This is a genomic window from Marivivens donghaensis, assembly GCF_030410045.1.
Classification (GTDB): domain Bacteria; phylum Pseudomonadota; class Alphaproteobacteria; order Rhodobacterales; family Rhodobacteraceae; genus Marivivens; species Marivivens donghaensis.
In genome coordinates this window covers 223,636-240,848 of the sequence record NZ_JAUFRA010000004.1, presented here as the reverse complement: position 1 = coordinate 240,848, position 17,213 = coordinate 223,636, and the positions used below count along the sequence as shown (strand labels likewise).

Genomic DNA, 17,213 nt, shown 5'->3' with positions numbered 1-17,213 from the left:
CGAAGATCACTCTTCGCGGGCTTTTTTAATCTCTCGCCGATCAGTTCAATCGGCTGATGATGATCGTCACTTCCGGCTTCTTGCCAATCTCGTTCTGGCATGAATTCCGAATGATACGGCGCAGCTGCGTTTCCAATTCATCATCATCCAACAGCGTTTTGTCATTGGCGCGGTTGATGTACTGGCTCAGGTCTTCTTCGAGAACATCAACGAGCGGCGCGTTGTTGCGGCCCATTTCAGGAAGCCCCATCAGTTCGCACCACGGATCACCCAGCGGTTCATCATGTTCGTCGATGATCAGTGTCGCAGTCACATGACCGTTCAGCGCCATGCGGATACGGTCGCGCACGATGCCATCCAGCGCACCAATCTGCACCGAACCATCCAAGTAGGTGCGGCCCGTTTCGACATAACCACACACCTCTGGGCGATTGGCTGACAGGTTCACCATCGTACCATTTACCGCGATCACACCTGTGATCCCGCTCTCTGCACCCAGTTTTACATGTTCGCGCAGGTGGCGATGTTCGCCATGCATTGGGATCAGCATTTGTGGCTGCATGATCTGATGCAGTTTTTTCAGGTCAGGACGGTTCGCGTGACCAGACACGTGGTAGAGGCCACCACGGTCATCAATCACCTCAACACCCTTTTCCGACAGCGCGTTCATGATGCGGATCACACCACGTTCGTTGCCAGGAATGGTCTTGGACGAAAAGATGAACGTATCGCCCTCTTTGAGCGACAGGCCGAGGTATTTACCTTGGGACAATTGGGCAGAGGCCGCGCGGCGTTCACCTTGGGACCCTGTGACGAGCAGCATGACGTTTTCACGCGGGATGCTCGCCGCATCTTCGGGCGAAATGACCGATGGGAAGTCCGACAGAATACCCGTCTCGATCCCGGCCTCGACCATCCGACGCATCGCACGGCCCAAGAGACAGATCGAACGACCCGCATTCTGCGCGGCAACGGCTAGCGTTTTCAAACGTGCGATGTTCGACGCAAAGGTAGTCGCGATGACCATGCCTTTTTGTTCTTCGATCAGCGCTTGCAGCGGTTTAGCGAGTTCCGCCTCGCTCCGCCCTGCGTGTTCGGAAAAGACATTGGTGGAATCGCACACGAGCGCTTTGATCCCGCCCTTCGCGATCTCAGACAGCATGTCCTCATCAAAGGGTTCACCAACGACTGGCGTTTTGTCGATCTTAAAGTCGCCCGAGTGGAACACACGCTCGGTCGGGGTTTCTATCAACAGACCACCGCTCTCTGGGATGGAGTGGCTCATAGGCACGACCGACACGGTAAACGGGCCGCATTTCGTGACCGCAGGATAGGCGCCAACGGTGCGCACGATGCCTTCGGGCAGGTGTTTCTCGGACAGCTTGCGGGTCGCGATATTCGCAGTGAAGGTCCGCGCATAGATCGGCGCTCCGAGGCGTTCCCACAAGAGGCCAACAGCCCCCACGTGGTCCTCGTGCGCGTGGGTGATAAAGATCCCTTCGATCTGATCCTTACGCTCTTCGAGCCACGTGATATCAGGGAAAATCAGGTCGACACCGGGGCTCCCGTCCATATCGGGGAAGGTCACACCGAGATCAACAACGATCAGACGTTCCTTATCTGGTGCGCCATATCCATAGACATAGGCGTTCATGCCGATCTCGCCCGCGCCGCCGAGCGGCAGGTAAATCAGTCGTTCACTGCTCATGTAGTTTCCTTATTGTAATCATTGATCACGGTCAGACCGTGCATGGTCAGGTCATCCTCGATCACATCGAAGAGGTTATCGACCTGTTCAAAAAGACGAGCGAGCCCGCCTGTCCCGATGATTTTCATCGGCGCATCATATTCATCGCGGATGCGCGCGCAGATTTCTTTGATGAGGCCAACATAGCCCCAGAACACGCCCGATTGCATACAAGCAACGGTATTGGTGCCGATCACCGTTTGAGGACGGCTGATATCGACGTGAGGCAAGGCCGCAGCTGCACGGTGCAGCGCCTCTAGGCTGAGGTTCACACCGGGGGCGATGACGCCACCCACATAGGCGCCATCATCTGCCACAACGTCAAAGGTGGTCGCGGTGCCAAAATCGACGACAATCAGGTTGCCACCGTGCCGCGAAAACGCACCTGCAGAGTTCACCAGACGGTCGGGCCCGACGGTGGTGCCCGCATCCACACGCGGTTGCTGCGGGAGAGCGCACTCAGGTTTGCCAACAACGAGCGGGCGACAGTTGAAATAACGATCCGCCAGAACGCGCAGGTTAAACACCACACGTGGCACCGTGGAAGAAATGATAACTTCGTCGATTTCAACGTTGATCTTCTGGTGCGCCATCAGCGTCGAGAGCCAGACGAAATACTGGTCAGCCGTGCGCTGGTGTTCGGTCGAGGTCCGCCACGTCGCGATAAAGTCCTGCCCATCCCAGACAGAAAACACGGTGTTTGTGTTGCCACAGTCGATGCACAAAAGCATGGCCTGCCCCCTTTAGAAATGCACGTCGGCGGCGCTGATCGTAACAGGGCCGCGCCCTGTGATCAGAACCAAATTGCCGTCGCGGTCGATGGTATCAAAGATACCTGTCAAAGTCTCTTGGGCGGTGCGGGCTGTGATCGTTTCCCCCAGCCGCGCCGCATTGCGGAGCCAATCCGCACGAATGCGTTCGAACCCGAAATAAGTCAGTTTGTTTTCTTGGGTGATGAAATTCGTCGCGAGGAGGCTCAGGAAATCCTTTGGCCTGATCACATGGCCTGCCACGGACGAAACGCTCATGGGTGGGAATGCTGCTCCTTCAACCCCTTGAGGGACCGTAGCGAGGTTCACACCTACGCCAATCGACAACCAATTCACACTCTCCGCCGTCCCGCTGCTTTCAAGCAAAATACCCGCCACCTTGCCCCCGTCGAGCAAAACATCGTTCGGCCATTTCAGAGAAAGCCGTTCACGGGGCACCCAGAAGGCCAGCGTTTCGAACAAGGCAACAGCGGCGAGGAACGACCGAAGCGCTGCATCCTGTGGTGAGGCTTGGGGTTTATAAACCAGCGTCGCAGCGAGGTTCCCGCGTGGATCGACCCATTGCTTCCCACGCCGTCCCCGCCCTGCGGTTTGGCGTTTGGCCATAATCCATGTCGGAACACGGATCGAGGCCGCCCTTAAGGCAGCCTCGGTCATTGTGCTATCAACCTCGTCCAAGACGACAAGGTCAACGCCCGTGGGCCAACGTGGCCCTGCGTTTAGATCAGTTGACAAGCGCCTGCGCCGCCTCAGCTGCCATCGGCACGATACCAAAGAGGTTCACGATACCAACCAGCATGATCACAGCGGACGCCACCAGCATGCCCCATGCGACAGGAGACATCGTACCATCGAGAGCATCAGAGTCTTCGCCGAAGTACATGTAGTAAACGACGCGCAGGTAGTAGAACGCACCGATCACCGACGCGATACCAGCGGCCACAGCGAGCCATACTAGGTCAGCCTCAAGCGCTGCACGGAATACAGCCAGCTTACCCATGAAACCGAGCATCGGCGGAACGCCAGCGAGCGAGAACATAAGGACCAGCAGCGCCAGCGCCTTGAGCGGCTCTTTTTTCGAATACATCGACAGAGCTTTGATCTCGGTGACTGGTTTACCGTCTTTTTCCATCGACAGGATAAAGGCGAATGTACCGATGTTCATGGTCACGTAGATCGACATATAGACCAGCATGGCTTCAACACCCATCGCGGTGCCAGCAGCCAGACCCATCAGGGCAAAGCCCATGTGAGCGATCGACGAGTACGCCATCAGACGCTTGATGTTGGTCTGACCGATTGCGGCGATTGCGCCAACGAACATCGACAGGATCGAGAGCATCATCACAATCTGCTGCCAGTCGCCAACAACACCACCGAAGGCGTCATAGACAACACGAGCGAAGAGGCCCATCGCAGCGACCTTGGGGGCGGTCGCAAAGAACGCGGTCACTGGGGTTGGCGAACCTTCGTAAACGTCAGGGGTCCACATGTGGAACGGTGCTGCCGAAACCTTGAACGCGAAGCCCGACATCATGAAGACCATGCCGAACAGCAAGCCGATGGAGACGTCGTGACCAACAGCGGTCAGGATGCCCGAGAACAGTGTGGTGCCAGCAAAGCCGTAGGTCAGCGATGCACCGTAGAGCAGCAGACCAGAGGACAGAGCGCCGAGAACAAAGTACTTCAGACCAGCTTCGGTCGATTTCGCGCTGTCACGACGCAGCGAAGCCACAACGTAGAGAGCGAGCGATTGCAGTTCGAGGCCCATATAGAGAGCCATCAGGTCGCCAGCCGAAACCATGACCATCATACCCACAGTCGCGAGGGCAACGAGGATCGGATATTCAAAACGCAGAAGATCGCGTTTCGCCATGTAGTCGATGCTGACGATCAGAACCGCAGCCGCCGAGAACAGGATCACAACCTTGGCAAAGCGCGAGAAGCTGTCGTCGATGAACATTCCACCAAACGCTTCTTGTGTGCCCTGCCCGTTCAGACCGATCCATGCGCCGAGCACAAGGAACACACCAGCGGTGAGCCATGTCAGGAAAGACGCGGTTTTATCTTTGCCAGTGTAGACTGCACCGAGCAGCGCACCCATCGCAAAAAGCGCGAGTATGATTTCCGGAAGGACGATTTGGATATCGCTCGAGATCATTTGTCCGGCTCCTTAGTGTGCAGCGACTTCGGCCACAGCGGCGACGGTCAGGTCGCTCGCCTCGATGGCGGTGTGGACGTGGTGAACCAGTGCTTCAACGCTCGGCCCGATAAGGTCGGTCACGAGGCTCGGGTAGATACCCAAGAGCAAGGTCATGATGACGAGCGGTGCAAAGATCATCTTTTCACGGCCAGTCATGTCGGTGATGGATTTGAGGCTTTCCTTGATCAGCTCACCCATAACGACGCGGCGGTAGAGCCACAGCGCATAAGCTGCCGAGAAGATCACGCCGAGCGCCGCAACAGCAGCCACCCAAGTGTTCACCTGGAAGATACCCATGAGCGTCAGGAATTCGCCGACAAAGCCCGAGGTACCCGGCAGACCAACGTTCGCCATCGTGAAGAACATGAACAACAGCGCGTAAGCCGGCATACGGTTTACGAGGCCACCGTATGCGTCGATGTCACGAGTGTGCATGCGGTCGTAGATCACGCCAACACAGAGGAAGAGCGCGCCAGAGATAAAGCCGTGGCTGATCATCTGGAAGATCGCACCGTCGATACCCTGCTGGTTCATCGCGAAGATACCCATTGTCACGTAGCCCATGTGTGCAACCGACGAATAAGCGATCAGCTTTTTCATGTCCTCTTGGACCAGCGCGACGAGCGAGGTGTAAACGATCGCAATAGCCGACATCCAAAGTACCAGATCACCCATCACAGCAGAGCCAACTGGGAACATCGGGAGCGAGAAGCGCAGGAAGCCGTAGCCGCCCATCTTCAACAGGATCGCTGCCAGAACAACCGAACCAGCGGTCGGTGCTTGAACGTGTGCGTCAGGCAACCAAGTGTGAACAGGCCACATCGGCATTTTCACCGCGAAAGATGCAAAGAACGCGAGGAAGAGCATGGTCTGCAGACCGCCAACCACCTGAATACCGAGCACCGAGAAGCCAGCGGTCGAGAATTCGTGGGTCATCAAGGTCGGGATATCCATGGTGCCCGCGTCTGCATACATCGCAACCATCGCCACCAGCATAAGCACCGAGCCGAGGAAGGTGTAGAGGAAGAATTTGAACGACGCGTAGATGCGGTTCTTACCACCCCAGATACCGATGATGAGGAACATCGGGATCAGGCCTGCTTCGAAGAATACGTAGAACAGGACCAGATCCAGCGCCATGAACACGCCGAGCATCAGCGTTTCCAACATCAGGAACGCAATCATGTATTCTTTGGTGCGGTGCGTCACGTCCCATGCCGACCAGATCACCAACGGCATGAGGAAGGTCGAGAGCATCACAAACAGAAGCGAAATGCCGTCTACGCCCATCTTATAGTGCAGACCAAAGAGCCACTCGCGGTCTTCGACGAACTGCATTCCAGTGTTCGACGGATCGAAACCAGCCAGAATGAACAGCGACACGAGGAAGGTCGCAACGGTCGCAATCATTGCCACCCATTTGGCGTTCTTACGGGCGCCTTCATCGTCACCACGCAGGAACAGGGCCAAAATGGCCGCGGCCAAGAGCGGGATGAAGGTTACGATCGAAAGAAGATTTTCCATTAGTGCGATCCCCCGGTGAGCGTCACCCAGGTCAGAATGACCGCGATGCCCAGAACCATCGCGAAGGCGTAAGTAAAGACGTAACCGGACTGGGCGCGGCCCGCGAGTTTGGTCAGGAAGGGCACGATACCCATCGCCAGACCGTTGATCCCGCCGTCGATTGTTTGCTCGTCACCGCGTTTCCAGAAGAAGCGACCGATGGCCTTAGCAGGCTGGACAAAGACGAAGTCATACAGCTCGTCGAAGTACCATTTGTTGAGCAAGAAGTTGTAGAGCGGAGCCTGGTTCGCTGCCAGCTGTGCCGGCAGGTGCGGCTTGCGGATATACATCACCCAAGCGGTGAAGAAACCGATTAGCATCGCGATGAACGGGCTAACCTTGACCCAGACTGGCGAGTGGTGCGCAGCGTCGAGAACTTCGTTCGAAGCGTCCGACATGTAGATCGCGCCACGCTCTGCACCGTGATGCTCTGCCGCCATTGCAGCGTGAGACGCATCTGCAGCCACTTCACCGTGGGCCGCGTCAGTCGCGGCATGTTCCTCAGCGGGTGCAGCGTGATCGGCAGCAGCGCCCTCTTCGGTAGCAGCAACATGGTGTGGCATACCGAAGAATTCGGTCATTTTGTCGTGATCGCCGAAGAACGGCTTCAGCCAGATCATACCCGCAAAGATCGCGCCCATAGCAAGTACACCAAGCGGCACCAGCATAACCAGCGGGCTTTCGTGTGCGTGTTCATGAGCGTGATGATCGCCACGTTCTTTACCGTAGAAGGTCATGAACATGAGGCGCCACGAGTAGAACGAGGTGAACAGAGCCGCGATGACAAGTGCCCAGAAGGCAAAACCGTTACCCGAAGCATAAGCACTCTCGATGATCGCATCTTTGGACAGGAAGCCAGCGAAACCGTAGTAGGTCAGCGGGATACCAACACCGGTAATAGCCAGCGTACCAATCATCATCGCCCAGAAGGTGAACGGGATTTTTTTACGCAGGTTACCGTAGTTCCGCATGTCCTGTTCGTGGTGCATCGCGTGGATGACCGAACCAGCGCCGAGGAACAACATCGCTTTAAAGAAAGCGTGTGTGAACAGGTGGAACATCGCAGCGCCGTAGATACCCGCGCCAGCCGCAACGAACATGTAGCCCAGCTGCGAACAGGTCGAGTATGCGATCACGCGTTTGATGTCGTTCTGAACGAGGCCAACAGTTGCCGCAAAGAATGCGGTCGCAGCGCCCAAGTACATGATGAACGATTTGGTTTCCGGTGCATATTCGAACAGCGGCGACATGCGGCAGACGAGGAATACGCCTGCGGTCACCATGGTTGCGGCGTGGATCAGAGCCGACACAGGTGTCGGGCCTTCCATCGCGTCAGGCAGCCATGTGTGCAGGATCAGCTGAGCCGATTTACCCATCGCACCAACAAAGAGCAGGAAGGCCAGCAGGTTCGCCGCGTTCCAATCGCTCCACAGGAAGTGAAGCTGGGTTTCAGCCAGATGCGGCGCATTATCAAAGATGACGTCGAACTGGATGCTGTCGGTCAGCATGTAGAGACCGAAGATACCGAGTGCGAAACCAAAGTCACCAACGCGGTTCACAACGAAAGCTTTCATCGCAGCAGCGTTTGCCGACGGTTTTTTGTAGTAGAAACCGATCAGCAAGTAGGATGCGACGCCCACGCCTTCCCAGCCAAAGAACATCTGAACGAGGTTGTCAGAGGTAACCAGCATGAGCATGGCGAAGGTAAAGAACGACAGATAGGCAAAGAAACGTGCCTTATAGTGTTCGTGATGACCCCAGTTTTCGTCATGCGCCATGTAGCCCATGGAATAGAGGTGCACGAGTGACGACACGGTGTTCACCACGATGAGCATGATCACGGTCAGACGGTCGATACGGATCGCCCAATCGGTGTTCAGCGTACCAGAGTTGATCCAGTCCAGCAGGTGGATCGTGTAGGCTTGGCCGTCAAAATTCAGGAACAGAACCCAGCTCAGCGCAGCACAGAGGAACAGGATGCCAGTGGTCAGCCACTGAGCGCCCTTTTCACCGATAAAGCGCCAGCCGAAACCCGCGATAAGCGACCCGACAAAGGGGGCAAGAAGGATAAACTTTTCCATGTCGGATCAGCCTTTCATCACGTTGACGTCTTCAACGTCGATGGTCCCGCGGTTGCGGAAGAAACAGACGAGGATCGCGAGGCCAATCGCCGCTTCAGCAGCAGCAACCGTCAGCACGAAGAGAGTGAACACCTGGCCAACCAGATCGTTCAGGAAGGACGAGAAAGCGACGAAGTTAATATTGACCGACAAAAGGATCAATTCGATCGACATCAGCAGGATGATGATGTTCTTGCGGTTCAAGAACAGCCCGAAAATCCCGATGACGAACAGTGCCGCAGCAACTGTGAGATAGTGTTCAATTCCGATCATTTCTTCCGTCCCTCGCTTTTGTTTTTCGCGAATTTTGGCATTACAGCCCCTGCCCCGGTTTGATGTCTTTCAGCTCCATCGCTTTGGCCGGATCACGGTAAAGCTGGGCAAGAACGTCTTGACGTTTGATGTTTTGGCGGTGGCGCAGGGTCAGCACGATGGCCCCGATCATCGCGACCAGCAGGATCAGACCTGCCAGTTGGAAAAGCATGATATATTTGTCGTAAACCAAAAGACCCAGCGCGGCGGTGTTTTGCATATCGCCCTGCGGTGCGGCCAGACGGGTTTCGAAACCGTCCGAATACGCCCACGACCCGTAAGCCATCGCAAGCTGCAGGAGGATGATCACACCGATGAGAAGCGCGAGCGGCATGTATTTCGCCATCTCAGCCTTCAACTCAGCAAAGTCGATGTCGAGCATCATGACCACAAAGAGGAACAGAACCGCGACCGCGCCGACGTAAACGATCATCAAGAGCATTGCAATGAATTCCGCGCCCAGCAGAACAAAGAGCCCCGCCGAAGAGAGGAACGACAAGATCAGCCAGAGAACCGAATGGACGGGGTTCCGGCTCACGACTGTGAACAGGCCGCCCGCAACGGTGGTCAGCGCAAAACAATAAAAGGCGATAGCGGCTACACTCATTCGTCCCGGTCCTTTTTAGCGTCCTCTTCCATGACCTCATTCGCGAGTGTCATGGCTTTGGTCATTGCGGGAACGCCTCCGAACATTGCGGATTGTGCAATGGTCTCGGCGATCTCCTGTTTGGTGGCCCCTGCCTCGCGCGCGTGGCGGACAGTCAGGCGGATCTGTGCGTCGGCTTGAGCGCCCATGATCGTCAATCCGGTCAGGGTCAAAAGCAGACGGGTTTTGGCATCCAGACCTTCAGGATTAAAGGTCTTGCCCATAGTTGCTTCCATCATGTCTGCGGACATGGTGGGCCACATGGTTTCAAACCCTTTGGGCATGAACGATTCCAGCGCGGGATTGAGCGATTTTGCCCAATCCTGCCCAGCCTTCATCATGGCTTCAAAAGGGTTAGATCCAGAGGTCATCGGTACGGCGCATCCATTTCGAGGTTACGCGCAATCTCAGCTTCCCAACGGTCGCCGTTCGACAGGAGTTTTGCCTTGTCATAGAACAGCTCTTCGCGGGTTTCAGTCGAGAATTCAAAGTTCGGACCTTCGACGATTGCGTCAACTGGGCAGGCCTCTTGGCAGAAGCCGCAGTAGATGCATTTGGTCATGTCGATGTCGTAGCGCGTTGTGCGGCGCGAGCCATCTTCGCGGGGTTCCGCATCAATGGTGATCGCCTGAGCCGGGCAAATCGCTTCGCAGAGTTTACATGCGATGCAACGCTCTTCGCCGTTGGGATAACGACGCAGCGCGTGTTCACCACGGAAACGCGGGGACAGCGGGCCTTTTTCGTGCGGGTAGTTCAACGTCGCCTTGGGCGCGAAGAAGTATTTGAACCCGAGACGGAAGCCTTTGATGAAGTCAGCGAGCAGGAAATATTTGGCCGCGCGGCCGTAATCGATCTGCGTCATGGATTAGCCTCCAATCACCCAGCGGGCCCAGAACCCACCGAGGACTTCGAATTTAGCGAGGAACGACACCAGAACGACCCAAGCCAGAGACATCGGCAGGAACACTTTCCAGCCCAAACGCATCAGTTGGTCGTAACGGTAACGAGGGGTGATGGCCTTAACCATCGCGAAAATGAAGAAGCAGAACACCATTTTAGCGACCATCCAGAGGATGCCATCGGGCAGGAATTCTACCGGCGACAACCAGCCGCCAAGGAACAACAGCGACACCAGCGCACACATCAGCACGACCGCGGTCAATTCACCGATCATGAACAGAAGGAACGGGGTCGAAGAGTATTCAACTTGATAACCAGCAACCAGTTCCGATTCAGCCTCAGGAAGGTCGAACGGCGGACGGTTGGTTTCAGCCAATGCCGAGATAAAGAAGAGGAACAGCATCGGGAAGTGTGGGATGAAGTACCACGACAGGATGCCGTAGCCGTCTTGGGCACGAACGATGTCGCCAAAGTTCATCGAACCGGTCGAGATAATCACACCGATGATGATCAGGCCGATCGACACCTCATAAGAGATCATCTGCGCGGCAGAGCGAAGCGAACCGAGGAACGGGTATTTGGAGTTCGATGCCCAACCGCCCATGATCACGCCGTAAACTTCGAGCGACGAGATCGCAAAGACGTAGAGGATCGCGACGTTGATGTCAGCGAGGACCCAACCGTCGTTGAACGGGATAACCGCCCACGCGATCACGGCCATCACGAACGAAATCAGTGGCGCGAGGAAGAAGACGAATTTGTCAGCGCCAGCAGGCACGACAATTTCCTTCACGATATATTTGATAAAGTCCGCAAAGGATTGCAGCAGACCAAACACACCTACGATGTTCGGGCCCTTACGCATCTGCACCGCAGCCCAGACCTTACGGTCGGCATACATCAGGAAGGCCAAAGCCACCAGAAGCGGTACCAGAACCAAAAGGCACTGACCCACTGTCAGCAGAAGGATCCCAAGGTTGGTCGTGGTGAAAAATTCAACCATATTCGTCCCCTTACACCGTCGGTATGCCCGATGCGCCGCAATCGGCCACCGTAACTTCGGCGTCTATTGTTCTTAACCCGCGCGGTAGCGCCGGCGAGATGGTGTAAACAGCATCCGCGACCCAAGTTCCAGCCTCTTCATCGACTAGAGTGCGAACGTGTCGTGCAAACCCGTATCCACGGATCAGCGTGTATTGTGCGGCGGCGCATCGAGCGTAGCGTTCTACGTCCTCTGGCCCCCTTGCCCCTGTCATTGCAACCTTAAAACCAACAAGGTCGCCATCTAAGAGCCGTGTTTCTACACCTTTGTAAGTTGGGACCAATGGTCCCTGCCCTGCTCCGGTGTCGTGGGATGCGGTGCACCCCATCAGAGCCAACGCCGATATGACGATGGCTCTCATGTTTTTTTACTCCGCCGCGACCTTGGTCGATTCGGCGCGTGCCTTGGCCGCTGCCGAGAGTTCAGCCATCAGTGCAGACGACCGAGCAATCGGGTTGGTCAGGTAGAAATCTTTGACCGCGTTGCGGAAGGTTGCTTTGCCCAGCTTAGTTACAGGCAGCGCAGTCCAAGTGTTCTCGGCAACAACGTCGATGTCAGCCAGATGCGGAACCGCAGCGACCAGCGCCTGACGCAGTTGAGCCAGCGAATCCCACGGAAGGGTTGCGCCCAGCTCTGCGGACAGCGCACGCAGGATCGCCCAGTTTTCTTTTGCTTCACCTGGTGCAAACGCTGCGCGCATTGCGAGCTGCGGACGACCTTCGGTGTTCACAAAGAGACCGTTTTCTTCTGTGTAAGCTGCACCCGGCAGGATGATGTCGGCGCGGTGTGCACCACGGTCGCCATGCGAACCTTGGTAGATCACGAATGCACCGTCACCGATCTCAACTTCGTCGGCGCCAAGGTTGTAAACAACTTCCGCACCATCAAGAGCAGCCTCAAGGCCACCTTCGGTAACAGCGTTTACGTCCAGCGCACCAACACGAGCCGCAGCAGTGTGCAGAACGAGAAGTTTAGCACCGCCCTTTTCAGCAAGCGATTGTGCGGCAGCCAGAACAGCCTCGCCGTCAGCTTCGTTCAATGCGCCCTGACCAACGATGATGACACCATTGGTGCCTTGTTTGTCAGAGTGATCCATCGCCAACAGCTGCTCAAGCGCTGCGCGGTCGGTGCCAACGTGGGTGTAATCATAGGTCAGATCGACAGCTTCACCGACCAGACCAACAGTTGCACCACGCAGCCACGCTTTGCGGATACGAGAGTTCAGAACTGGCGCTTCAACACGCGGGTTGGTGCCGATCATGAAAATGTTGTCAGCATGATCGATGTCTTCGATCAGCGCGGTGCCAACATAAGCGGAACGGTTACCAGCAGGCAGACGCGCCTTGTCGGTACGCGCCTCAACCTTGCCGCCCAGACCTTCGATCAGGGTTTTGAGGCTGAATGCGGATTCGACGTTCGCAAGATCACCAATCAGACCAGCGACTTTCTTGCCCTTCATCGCTGCAGCAACAGCGGTCAGAGCTTCGTCCCAGACCGCTTTGCGCAACTTGCCGTTTTCACGGATATAAGGAGTATCGAGACGCTGGCGGCTCAGGCCGTCCCAAACGTAACGCGACTTATCCGAAATCCACTCTTCGTTCACGCCGTCATGGTTGCGCGGCAGGATACGCATGACCTTGCGGCCTTTAGTATCAACGCGGATGTTCGAACCAAGCGCATCCATCACGTCGATGGTTTCGGTCTTGGTCAGTTCCCACGGACGCGCGGTGAACGAGTAAGGTTTGGAAACCAGAGCACCAACTGGGCAGAGGTCAACGATGTTGCCCTGCATGTTCGAATCGAGTGTCTGGTTCAGGTAAGATGTAATCTCTGCATCTTCGCCACGGCCAGTTTGGCCCATCTGGGTGATGCCAGCGACCTCAGTCGTAAAGCGCACACAGCGGGTGCACGAAATACAACGGGTCATGTGGGTTTCAACGAGCGGGCCGAGGTTCAGGTCGTCCGACGCACGTTTCGGTTCGCGGTAGCGCGAGAAGTCGACGCCGTAAGCCATTGCCTGATCCTGAAGGTCGCATTCGCCACCTTGGTCACAGATCGGGCAATCCAGCGGGTGGTTGATCAGGAGAAACTCCATCACGCCTTCACGCGCCTTTTTAACCATTGGGCTGTTGGTTTTCACAACAGGCGGCTGACCCTCAGGGCCAGGGCGCAAGTCTTTGACCTGCATCGCACAGGAGGCCGCAGGTTTCGGCGGGCCGCCGACCACCTCAACGAGGCACATGCGGCAGTTGCCCGCGATGGACAAACGCTCGTGATAGCAGAAACGCGGAACTTCAACCCCAGCCTCTTCACAGGCTTGAATCAGGGTCATGGCACCGGGCACTTCTACCTCAATCCCGTCGATGATGATTTTCTTAAGATCGGACATGGCCAGCCTTTTGGTTCTTGTCGCTACGACCCAAAGCTCCGCATGGCACGCACGCAGATGCATACAGTCGCGGCGGTTCTAACGCGGCTTGCCGCGCTATGCCAGCGCGAACGTCACCAAAACTGAGGTAAATTTCAGGTTTTGCCGATTTCTTTTAGATCAGCAGCATCGCGGCAAAGATCGGCACCGCGGCAAAAATTGCGATCAAAACAACGAAAACCGCTATGAAAAAGGGGGCTGGGGCCTGTGCGGTGCTTCTTACTGCACAAACGGGGCAATCCACGTCGGTTTTATAGAGGGGTACGCCGCAGTCCCCGCAGCACTCTGATTTGAACATAGAATCAACGCAACAGTCGGCCAACGGCGGTTTGCGCTTCCATTTCGGACCGCCCAACGGTGCAGTACGTGTCCCCCTGCCCTGTCACTGCACCCAGATCCGCCAGTTGCGCCCGTGCGATCCCTTCGAGCCGCGCCTTCTCGACCCTATCATCGACATAGGCATCAATTTCGGCCCGCGAATACCCAAGGTCCTCGGCTCGCGACTTTAGGCTGTTGAGAAAGAGCGCCCCGCGCAACATGCGAACAGAAATGCTGTCGCATTTATCGCCGATCTCAATCGCCATGCCTGCTGCGATAATCCCGTCACGAATTTCCGCAACATCCTTGAGTGGGGGCAAAGCCGAGGCTTGGGTCGCCATTAGCATAAAGGTGAACGGCAAGAGGTAACGCATCTAATATCCAATCTTCCGGTGCAGATCAGTCGGGATCATGGTCGGATACAAAAGACTTACGCCGCTGCTATTCAATAGCAACGGCGCGTTATTAGGTTTTTCGGTCAGTTTTCGCCGTTAACCACGAGCGTGAAGGAAATTCAGTCGCACTGATTAAATCCCACCTTCAACAGGTGGAGGAGCTGCGACCGTCGAAATTGGGGCACGGGTTTCTACACACCCCGCCAAGATCAAAACTGTTAACGATCCTGCCGCAATAAAAACTCTCATAACATTCTCCAACTAAATCTATGGAGGTTTAATCGAATTTTATTTCACCTATAGCAAGTATGGAATCTCTTCTTCGGAACGAAAAAGGCCACCCCGAAGGGTGGCCTCATGAAACTCTGTTAGTCTCGATTATTCTGCAGCGATCGCACGGCCCTTGAGACGCTCTTCGATCTCTGGGCGGAAGTTGCGGATCAGACCTTGGATCGGCCAAGCGGCCGCGTCGCCGAGCGCACAGATGGTGTGACCTTCAACCTGTTTGGTCACGTCCCAAAGCATGTCGATCTCTTCAACCGATGCATTGCCCTGAACCAGACGTTCCATCACGCGCATCATCCAACCGGTGCCTTCACGGCACGGGGTGCACTGACCGCAGGATTCGTGCTTGTAGAACTTGGACAGACGCCAGATCGCTTTCACGATGTCGACCGACTTATCCATTACGATCACCGCAGCAGTACCGAGGCCAGAGCCCAGTTCACCGCGCAGGTAATCGAAGTCCATGATCGCGTCTTTCATCTTTTCGCCGCGAACGCAGGGAACAGACGAACCACCCGGAATTACAGCAAGCAGGTTATCCCAGCCGCCACGGATGCCACCGCAGTGCTTTTCGATCAATTCTTCAAACGTGATGCCCATCTCTTCTTCAACAACACATGGATTGTTTACGTGACCAGAGATCGCGAACAGTTTGGTGCCGACGTTGTTCGGGCGACCCATGCCAGAGAACCACGACGCACCACGACGCAGGATGGTCGGGCAAACAGCAATCGATTCGACGTTGTTCACGGTGGTCGGGCAACCGTAGAGACCTGCACCAGCAGGGAACGGCGGCTTCATACGCGGCATGCCTTTTTTGCCTTCAAGGCTTTCGAGCAGCGCGGTTTCTTCACCACAGATATACGCGCCTGCACCGTGGTGCAGATAAAGATCGAAGTCCCAGCCAGAGCCAGCAGCGTTCTTACCCAGAAGGCCAGCGTCATAAGCTTCGTCGATCGCAGCCTGCAGAGCTTCACGTTCACGGATATATTCGCCACGGATGTAGATGTAGCAGGCATGTGCATTCATTGCGAAAGACGCGATCAGGCAGCCTTCGATCAGCGTGTGCGGATCGTGGCGCATGATTTCGCGGTCTTTACAGGTGCCCGGCTCTGATTCGTCCGCGTTCACGACGAGGTAGCTGGGGCGACCGTCTGATTCTTTAGGCATGAAGGACCACTTCAAACCGGTCGGGAAGCCCGCACCACCACGGCCACGCAGACCGGAGGCTTTCATTTCATCAATGATCCAGTCGCGGCCTTTTTTAATAATATCCGCAGTACCATCCCAATGCCCGCGCGCCTTCGCACCAGCGAGGGTGCGGTCGTGCATACCGTAGAGGTTGGTGAAAATCCGGTCCTGATCCTTGAGCATGGCTCACCTTTCATCACTTCTGGCGTGACCGCCAGATGCCATAAGTCATCCATAAAGCCCAGCCGAATCCGACGAGGGCGATAATATCAAAAAGGGCACGGGTCCGATTGGATAGCCCAAATTGACCTCCGGCCCATGTCGCCACAATCCAAAACACACCAACACCAGCGAGGAACAACGCAGAACGTTGGCCATTTTGAGGTGTCGGTTGTTTCGGATCGTGGGTCATGGTGCGTCAGTTAGTAATCGTTGGTCTTGGCACGTTCAAGGAACGCTTCGATGCCTTCTTCAACAATAATTTTAGCCTGTGCCACCCATTTGTCACGGGTCACACGCCCTTTAAAGCGCGGCATGTTGCCGTCCATCCAAGCAACCTCTTCCGCGCCCCAAGCCGCGATCTGGTCGTAGTGGTACACGCCGTAGCTGTTCACCAATTCTTCCAGTTTCGGGCCGATGCCTTCGATAACCTTGAGGTCGTCCGCTTTGCCACCACGCGGTCCGCTCAGCGCCGCAGGTTTACCGCCCTCGGCAGCAGGAGTTGGTGCCTTAGTGGCAGCGGCCTTCGCCTTGGTCGTTTTTGCAGCAGGCTTTGCAGCTTTTTCAGTTTTCGGCGCAGCTTTGGCAGCTGGTTTTGCCGCCGCTTTCTTAGCTGGTTTTGCAGGTTCCGCAGCAGGAGCTTCGTATTTCCAATCGCCCTTCTGCGAGGCGAGTTCTTCTTCGCCAGCGAGAGCCTTGGACGGTTTGATCACTGCAGCGGGTGTAGCTGGAGCAGCCGATGCCGCAACCGCTGGCGCAGCGGATGCCGAAGCCGCAGGTGCCGCAGTCGGTGCGGCTTCAGCAGGTGCCGCAGCAACCGGAGCGGGAGCCTCTTCGGCCGCAGGTGTCGATGATGTAGATGCGCTGCTGGCAGGCGCTGCCGCCTCGCCGCAGAAGAAATATGTCAGGATGAGGCCCGCAATAACGGCCACAACGATCCCTGCCAAAATAGCGAAGAACCATCCCCAGTGTGCAGCAACGCCAAGAATGATGGCTGCAACAACACCAATAATCGCGGCCGCGAGCCAGCTAATCTGCCGGCAACCCCAACCTGTATTCGAATTAGTCATAGTC

At 56.1% G+C, this 17,213-nt stretch carries 17 protein-coding genes; all 17 read right to left on the bottom strand.

The window, feature by feature from the left end:
* Positions 1–40 precede the first annotated feature (40 nt).
* Positions 41–1,708 (bottom strand): ribonuclease J, encoded by a 1,668-nt coding sequence (locus tag QWY83_RS04625; protein WP_249946391.1) that lies wholly within the window; start codon positions 1,706–1,708, stop codon positions 41–43.
* A complete protein-coding gene (locus tag QWY83_RS04620) occupies positions 1,705–2,478 on the bottom strand; it encodes a type III pantothenate kinase (RefSeq protein ID WP_249946392.1) in 774 nt (257 codons plus the stop codon). The genes QWY83_RS04625 and QWY83_RS04620 overlap by 4 nt, the downstream gene beginning before the upstream one ends.
* Before the next feature lie 12 nt (positions 2,479–2,490).
* Positions 2,491–3,252: a biotin--[acetyl-CoA-carboxylase] ligase gene (locus QWY83_RS04615; RefSeq protein ID WP_290245536.1), complete on the bottom strand. Its 762-nt coding sequence runs from the start codon at positions 3,250–3,252 to the stop codon at positions 2,491–2,493.
* The gene (nuoN, locus tag QWY83_RS04610; RefSeq protein ID WP_249946393.1) at positions 3,242–4,678 is read right to left on the bottom strand and encodes an NADH-quinone oxidoreductase subunit NuoN; all 1,437 of its coding nucleotides are present in this window, start codon (positions 4,676–4,678) and stop codon (positions 3,242–3,244) included. Before nuoN ends, QWY83_RS04615 begins: the two co-directional genes overlap by 11 nt.
* Before the next feature lie 12 nt (positions 4,679–4,690).
* Complete coding sequence (locus QWY83_RS04605; RefSeq protein ID WP_249946394.1) at positions 4,691–6,244, bottom strand: NADH-quinone oxidoreductase subunit M; 1,554 nt, start codon at positions 6,242–6,244, stop codon at positions 4,691–4,693.
* Positions 6,244–8,364, bottom strand: a complete 2,121-nt coding sequence (gene nuoL, locus QWY83_RS04600) for an NADH-quinone oxidoreductase subunit L (RefSeq protein ID WP_249946395.1) — start codon at positions 8,362–8,364, stop codon at positions 6,244–6,246. Before nuoL ends, QWY83_RS04605 begins: the two co-directional genes overlap by 1 nt.
* Positions 8,365–8,370: 6 nt before the next feature.
* Positions 8,371–8,676 (bottom strand): NADH-quinone oxidoreductase subunit NuoK, encoded by a 306-nt coding sequence (gene nuoK, locus QWY83_RS04595; RefSeq protein ID WP_067549185.1) that lies wholly within the window; start codon positions 8,674–8,676, stop codon positions 8,371–8,373.
* 40 nt (positions 8,677–8,716) lie between these two features.
* On the bottom strand, positions 8,717–9,322 hold the full coding sequence (locus tag QWY83_RS04590; protein WP_067549188.1) for an NADH-quinone oxidoreductase subunit J: 606 nt from the start codon (positions 9,320–9,322) through the stop codon (positions 8,717–8,719).
* Positions 9,319–9,732, bottom strand: coding sequence for a carboxymuconolactone decarboxylase family protein (locus QWY83_RS04585; RefSeq protein WP_067549191.1), 414 nt, complete (start codon positions 9,730–9,732; stop codon positions 9,319–9,321). Before QWY83_RS04585 ends, QWY83_RS04590 begins: the two co-directional genes overlap by 4 nt.
* A complete protein-coding gene (gene nuoI, locus QWY83_RS04580; protein ID WP_067549194.1) occupies positions 9,729–10,223 on the bottom strand; it encodes an NADH-quinone oxidoreductase subunit NuoI in 495 nt (164 codons plus the stop codon). Before nuoI ends, QWY83_RS04585 begins: the two co-directional genes overlap by 4 nt.
* 3 nt (positions 10,224–10,226) lie before the next feature.
* Positions 10,227–11,264 (bottom strand): NADH-quinone oxidoreductase subunit NuoH, encoded by a 1,038-nt coding sequence (gene nuoH / locus QWY83_RS04575; protein WP_105235384.1) that lies wholly within the window; start codon positions 11,262–11,264, stop codon positions 10,227–10,229.
* 10 nt (positions 11,265–11,274) lie between these two features.
* Complete coding sequence (locus tag QWY83_RS04570) at positions 11,275–11,631, bottom strand: YNQ4 family lipoprotein (RefSeq protein ID WP_249946560.1); 357 nt, start codon at positions 11,629–11,631, stop codon at positions 11,275–11,277.
* 39 nt (positions 11,632–11,670) lie between these two features.
* Positions 11,671–13,692, bottom strand: a complete 2,022-nt coding sequence (nuoG, locus tag QWY83_RS04565) for an NADH-quinone oxidoreductase subunit NuoG (RefSeq protein WP_249946396.1) — start codon at positions 13,690–13,692, stop codon at positions 11,671–11,673.
* 341 nt (positions 13,693–14,033) lie between these two features.
* Positions 14,034–14,423 carry a DUF5333 domain-containing protein gene (locus QWY83_RS04560; RefSeq protein WP_249946397.1) on the bottom strand — a complete coding sequence of 130 codons (390 nt, stop codon included), beginning with the start codon at positions 14,421–14,423 and terminating at the stop codon, positions 14,034–14,036.
* 399 nt (positions 14,424–14,822) lie between these two features.
* Positions 14,823–16,103, bottom strand: a complete 1,281-nt coding sequence (gene nuoF / locus QWY83_RS04555) for an NADH-quinone oxidoreductase subunit NuoF (protein ID WP_067549219.1) — start codon at positions 16,101–16,103, stop codon at positions 14,823–14,825.
* A gap of 13 nt (positions 16,104–16,116) precedes the next feature.
* Complete coding sequence (locus QWY83_RS04550) at positions 16,117–16,332, bottom strand: DUF5337 domain-containing protein (RefSeq protein ID WP_067549222.1); 216 nt, start codon at positions 16,330–16,332, stop codon at positions 16,117–16,119.
* Positions 16,333–16,342: 10 nt separating this feature from the next.
* Positions 16,343–17,209, bottom strand: coding sequence for a helix-hairpin-helix domain-containing protein (locus QWY83_RS04545; protein WP_249946398.1), 867 nt, complete (start codon positions 17,207–17,209; stop codon positions 16,343–16,345).
* Positions 17,210–17,213: the final 4 nt, after the last annotated feature.

Coding starts and splice junctions, on each gene's coding strand:
- QWY83_RS04625 (WP_249946391.1), bottom strand. CDS start 1,708: ATGAGCAGTGAACGACTGATTTACCTGCCGCTCGGCGGCGCGGGCGAG.
- QWY83_RS04620 (WP_249946392.1), bottom strand. CDS start 2,478: ATGCTTTTGTGCATCGACTGTGGCAACACAAACACCGTGTTTTCTGTC.
- nuoN (WP_249946393.1), bottom strand. CDS start 4,678: ATGATCTCGAGCGATATCCAAATCGTCCTTCCGGAAATCATACTCGCG.
- QWY83_RS04605 (WP_249946394.1), bottom strand. CDS start 6,244: ATGGAAAATCTTCTTTCGATCGTAACCTTCATCCCGCTCTTGGCCGCG.
- nuoL (WP_249946395.1), bottom strand. CDS start 8,364: ATGGAAAAGTTTATCCTTCTTGCCCCCTTTGTCGGGTCGCTTATCGCG.
- nuoK (WP_067549185.1), bottom strand. CDS start 8,676: ATGATCGGAATTGAACACTATCTCACAGTTGCTGCGGCACTGTTCGTC.
- QWY83_RS04590 (WP_067549188.1), bottom strand. CDS start 9,322: ATGAGTGTAGCCGCTATCGCCTTTTATTGTTTTGCGCTGACCACCGTT.
- QWY83_RS04585 (WP_067549191.1), bottom strand. CDS start 9,732: ATGACCTCTGGATCTAACCCTTTTGAAGCCATGATGAAGGCTGGGCAG.
- nuoI (WP_067549194.1), bottom strand. CDS start 10,223: ATGACGCAGATCGATTACGGCCGCGCGGCCAAATATTTCCTGCTCGCT.
- nuoH (WP_105235384.1), bottom strand. CDS start 11,264: ATGGTTGAATTTTTCACCACGACCAACCTTGGGATCCTTCTGCTGACA.
- QWY83_RS04570 (WP_249946560.1), bottom strand. CDS start 11,631: ATGGGGTGCACCGCATCCCACGACACCGGAGCAGGGCAGGGACCATTG.
- nuoG (WP_249946396.1), bottom strand. CDS start 13,692: ATGTCCGATCTTAAGAAAATCATCATCGACGGGATTGAGGTAGAAGTG.
- QWY83_RS04560 (WP_249946397.1), bottom strand. CDS start 14,423: ATGCGTTACCTCTTGCCGTTCACCTTTATGCTAATGGCGACCCAAGCC.
- nuoF (WP_067549219.1), bottom strand. CDS start 16,103: ATGCTCAAGGATCAGGACCGGATTTTCACCAACCTCTACGGTATGCAC.
- QWY83_RS04550 (WP_067549222.1), bottom strand. CDS start 16,332: ATGACCCACGATCCGAAACAACCGACACCTCAAAATGGCCAACGTTCT.
- QWY83_RS04545 (WP_249946398.1), bottom strand. CDS start 17,209: ATGACTAATTCGAATACAGGTTGGGGTTGCCGGCAGATTAGCTGGCTC.